Genomic DNA, 4421 nt, shown 5'->3' with positions numbered 1-4421 from the left:
AGCCGGCGGCCGTGCCCAATCGAAAGCACGATCTCTCGTTCCCCTACAACGTGCGCCCGGGCATGCGCGTGTGGGACTGGATGTTCCTGAAGGACACATTGCCCGATGCCTCGAAGGGACAGTCCGCCGACTGGCTGCGGGGACGCTATCTCGCGAACGCCTTGGGACACTGTGCCGAATGCCACACGCCGCGCGGCACGTTCGGCCAGCTCGACAGCGCGAAGCCGCTCGGCGGGGCGGCGCTCGCCCGGATTGCCGCGCCCGATCTGACGCCCGACGCCCTGGCGGCACGCGGCTGGACGGTGAAGGATCTGCAGTCGTTCTTTGGCACGGGAATCGCCCCGCAAGGGTCGGCATTCGGCGAGATGTATCCGGTGGTGCATCTGAGCACGCAATACCTCACGCCCGACGATCTGCGCTCGGTCTCGACGTATCTGCTGGGCGACGCGCCTCCCGCGCCGGCCCCGCTCCCGGAGCGTCCTGACGCGAGCCAGTTGAAGGCGGGACGCAACCTCTATCTCGCCGTGTGTGCGGGCTGCCATGCGGCGGACGGCACCGGCAAGCCGCATGTGGCGGTGGCGATGCTGGGCAATTCGACGGTGCGTCAGAAGGATCCACGCAATCTGATCGTCGCGATTCTCGACGGCATCGAGCCGCAGCGGTTCCCGGGGCTGGAGGCGATGCAGGACATGCCGGGCTTCGCCCGCCAGTTCACCGACGCGCAGATTGCCGAGCTGAGCAATTACCTGCGTGTGGCCTACGGCGCTCAGCTGGGCGACGTGAATTCCGAGATCGTCAGACAGCTGCGCCAGAAGTGATCCGACGCACTGTCACGCGCAGCGGCTTGGCGCATAATGTCGCGCCATGTCCCGCACACAACGTCTCTTCTCGCTGATGCAGCTGCTGCGCCGCCACCGCTACCCGGTGGCGGGCGCGGCGCTGGCCGACTCGCTTGGCGTGAGCCTGCGCACGCTCTACCGCGACATCGCCATGCTTCAGGCGCAGGGCGCGCACATCGAGGGCGCGCCAGGGCTGGGCTACGTGCTGAAGCCGGGCTTTCTGCTCCCGCCGCTGATGTTCTCCGAGGAGGAGATCGAGGCCATCGTGCTGGGCTCGCGGTGGGTCGCCAAGCGCACCGACGGCGCCTTGGCCGAAGCCGGCGCGAACGCGCTGGCCAAGATCGCGGCGGTGTTGCCGCCGGACCTGCGCTCGTCGCTCGAGGCCTCGACTCTGCTCATCGCGCCGGGCGAACCGTTACCGCCGACGATCGTCGACATGACGGTCATTCGCGAAGCGATTCGCGCCGAGCGAAAACTCCAACTGTCCTATCGCGACGAAGCGGGTCGCCTGTCCGAGCGTGTCATCTGGCCGTTTGCGCTCGGCTTCTTCGACCACATGCGCATGATCGTCGCGTGGTGCGAACTGCGCGACGACTTCCGTCATTTCCGCGCCGATCGCATCGAGGCGCTGACGGTGAGCGCGACGCGCTACCCGCGCGGGCGGCGCGCGCTGCTCAAGGCGTGGCGCGAAACGACGGGCAATCGGTGAGGTCCGCCGGCCTTCGCGATGCTTCGCAGGCGCCGGTCGACTGCTGACAAAAATTGACAGTATCGGTTCGTACGATGTGATGCATGACAGTGCACGGCGGCACCGCGGATGCGGGGATCGGCCGGGCAAAACGTCATCCATCCCTATCGACAGGAGCGAGTCATGCTGCATCCGAACTTGGTCATTTTGTATGTTTCGAGTCCCCCCGAAAGCGCGGCGTTCTATGCTGAATTGTTCGATCTCGAGCCGGTTGAAGCGTCGCCCGGATTTGCGATGTTCGTGTTCCCTTCGGGGATGAAGTTGGGACTGTGGGCGCGCTATGGCGTGGCGCCGACGGCCATCGCGCCGCCCGGCGGCAGCGAAATCGTGCTGCCGGTGGCGTCGAACGCCCACGTGGACGCCACGTGGGAAGACTGGAGCGCGCGAGGCATCACGATCCTGCAGGCTCCGACGACGATGGACTTTGGTCGCACGTTCGTGGCGTCCGATCCCGATGGTCACCGGGTGCGCGTGTACAAGCTCGCCGACACGCCGCGATAAGCCGAGCGTGCGGCGGGGGTAGGGGGCGAGGGGGCGCCAGCGTCGCGGGCCGCCCGCGCCCATCGCCCATCGCCGCGGCGACGCCTTACATCGCGGTGGCGGACTTCACGAGCACGGGCGTGTCGCGATACTGTGCAGGGAACAGACGCTTGAGGTCTTTCACCTTCGGCAGGTCGTTGATGACGATGTACGGATACGTCGGGTGCTCGGTCAGGAAATCCTGATGATAGGTCTCGGCCGGATAGAAGCCCGAGTACTTTTCCAGGCGGGTGACGATGGGCTTGCTGTAGACATGCGAGGCGTTGAGCTGCGCGATATACGCGTCGGCGACACGGCGTTGCGCATCGCTCATCGGGAACACGGCCGAGCGATATTGCGTGCCGGTATCCGGTCCCTGGCGATTGAGTTCGGTCGGATTGTGTGCGACGGAGAAATAGATCTGCAGCAGCGTTCCGTAGGACACTTGCTGCGGGTCGAACGTCACTTCCACCGATTCGGCGTGGCCCGTCGCACCGCTGCTGACGGTTTCGTAATCGGCCGTCTTCGCGGTGCCGCCCGCGTAGCCGGACACGGCTTTCGTCACGCCCTTCACATGCTGGAATACCCCTTGCACCCCCCAGAAGCACCCGCCGGCGAACACGGCCGTCTCGGTGTGAGCCCCCGTGGCGGGCTCGTCGAGCTTGGGGGCGGCGATGACGACGGCCGCCTCGGCACCGCCGAAGGCGTACGCGCCAACTTGCCAAACGAGTACCCCGACGGCGGCGGTGCCAAGCAGCAGGCGTCGCACTCGCGAAGCGGGCGTCGTGCGGCGGGGCGATTGGCCTGGCATTTCGTCGCGGGCCTGCGACGGGTGAGTCGGATCGAACGGGTTCATCTGAAAACTCCCGGCGTCGGAGGACGCCTCGATGGCAGCGGTCTTGCGAAGTCGCTGCCGGGTCATTGGGTTTGAGGACGGGGCGCGGCGCTGTCTACCGAACGCCTTCGACCTCAGCCGAAGGTGAACGCGTAGGCCGACACGCCCGGATCGAGAAACTCGATGCTGAACGTACGGTCGCGCACGTCGCCTGACTGGCGCACCAACTGGTACAGGCGCTGGGAGGCGACGGTGCCGGTACCGTCGGCGCCCACGTCGGTGCCATGCGCGTCGCCCGGCGGCTTGCCGTCGACCGTTACGCGAAAGCGCACCGGTTCGCCGCCGGCCTTCGGGCCGAGCACGAGATGCAGGTCACGCGCGTGGAAGCGATAGACGATGCGCGCCCCGGCCTGCATGGCGGTGGCCTGTTCCGGCCCCACGCGCCAGTCGCCGGCCAGCGCCCATTGGTTGAGCGACGGCGTTGATGGCGCGCGGTAGTCGCTGGCCTGATCGCGCACGGCCCCGCCGGGGGAGGCGAAGTGCTCCGCGCGCGTGTAGCCGACATAGGTCTCTGGCGAGCGCACGTCGCCCATGTCGGCCGCTTGCTGAATGCCACCGGCCTGCACGTCGGCAATGCCGCTCGCGACCTGCTTCGCTCCGGCCTCGCGCAACAACTGCTGGATCACGCGTTCCGACTCGGCGTAATTGCCTTCGCCGAAGTGGTGGTAGCGCACACGCCCCTGGGCGTCGACGAAATAGTGTGCCGGCCAGTATTGATTGTGGAAGCCGCGCCAGATGGCGAAGTCGTTGTCGATGGCCACCGGGTAGTCAACGCCCAGATCGTGAACGGCCTTTTTCACGTTGCCGATGTCGCGCTCGAACGCGAATTCGGGCGCGTGCACGCCGATGACGACGAGCCCCTGGTCGCGATACTTCTGCGCCCAGGCTTTGACGTATGGCAACGTGCGCAGGCAGTTGATGCAGGAATACGTCCAGAAGTCGACGAGCACGACCTTGCCACGAAGGGCCTGCGCCGTGAGTGGCGGCGAATTCAGCCATTGCACGGCGCCGTCCAGCGAGGGCAACTGGCCTTCGACCGGCAACGGTGCTGGGGCATCGGCGGTGCCGCGCATCGTCGTATCGCGCACGGGCATCATGGTCGGGCCGGCGGTGTGGCTATCGACGCTCGCGTCGACCTGAGCGGCGGCGCGGCGTGTACCAAGCGCGTCGAGGAGCCGCTGCTCGATACCCCCTGTCGACGCCGTCGAGAGTTGCGCCAGCGCGCCGGTGTCGAGCCCGAGGGCGATGGCGGCGACACCCGCGAGCATCAGCCCGCCGAGCCCGCGACGAATCCATTCGCCTGCGCCGAGCGAGCGTTTCATGGTGGCGAAGACGCGTCCGCCGACCAGGAGGGCCAGCCCAAGCGACGTGGCGGCGCCGGCCGCATAGGCGGCGAGCAGCAACGTGGTGCCGACGCTGG

The 4421-nt window shown here is 67.2% G+C and carries 5 protein-coding genes; 3 read left to right on the top strand and 2 right to left on the bottom strand.

All coding sequences use genetic code 11. From position 1 onward, the window contains the following. The 3 genes from A985_RS26310 to A985_RS0119560 form a co-directional block, all read left to right on the top strand. On the top strand, positions 1-818 hold an 818-nt coding region (locus A985_RS26310; RefSeq protein WP_039830579.1), incomplete at its 5' end, for a cytochrome c. A 46-nt stretch (positions 819-864) separates the two neighbouring features. Next, the gene (locus tag A985_RS0119565; RefSeq protein WP_017235071.1) at positions 865-1548 is read left to right on the top strand and encodes a YafY family protein; all 684 of its coding nucleotides are present in this window, start codon (positions 865-867) and stop codon (positions 1546-1548) included. A 162-nt stretch (positions 1549-1710) separates the two neighbouring features. Next, the gene (locus A985_RS0119560) at positions 1711-2088 is read left to right on the top strand and encodes a VOC family protein (protein WP_017235070.1); all 378 of its coding nucleotides are present in this window, start codon (positions 1711-1713) and stop codon (positions 2086-2088) included. An 85-nt stretch (positions 2089-2173) separates the two neighbouring features. On the opposite strand, the gene msrA is transcribed toward A985_RS0119560, so the two are convergent. Both msrA and A985_RS0119550 read right to left on the bottom strand, forming a co-directional pair. Beyond that, positions 2174-2917 carry a peptide-methionine (S)-S-oxide reductase MsrA gene (gene msrA, locus A985_RS0119555; RefSeq protein ID WP_039830581.1) on the bottom strand — a complete coding sequence of 248 codons (744 nt, stop codon included), beginning with the start codon at positions 2915-2917 and terminating at the stop codon, positions 2174-2176. 158 nt (positions 2918-3075) lie between these two features. Then, a partial coding sequence (locus tag A985_RS0119550; protein WP_017235068.1) for a thioredoxin family protein occupies positions 3076-4421 on the bottom strand: 1346 nt, incomplete at its 5' end.

The organism is Pandoraea sp. B-6, from assembly GCF_000282835.1.
Lineage (GTDB): Bacteria > Pseudomonadota > Gammaproteobacteria > Burkholderiales > Burkholderiaceae > Pandoraea > Pandoraea cepalis.
This window is presented reverse-complemented; position numbering and strand designations above follow the sequence as displayed.

Bases quoted from the DNA above. Each gene is read 5' to 3' on its own strand.
- A985_RS0119565 (WP_017235071.1), top strand. From the start codon at position 865: ATGTCCCGCACACAACGTCTCTTCTCGCTGATGCAGCTGCTGCGCCGC.
- A985_RS0119560 (WP_017235070.1), top strand. From the start codon at position 1,711: ATGCTGCATCCGAACTTGGTCATTTTGTATGTTTCGAGTCCCCCCGAA.
- msrA (WP_039830581.1), bottom strand. From the start codon at position 2,917: ATGCCAGGCCAATCGCCCCGCCGCACGACGCCCGCTTCGCGAGTGCGA.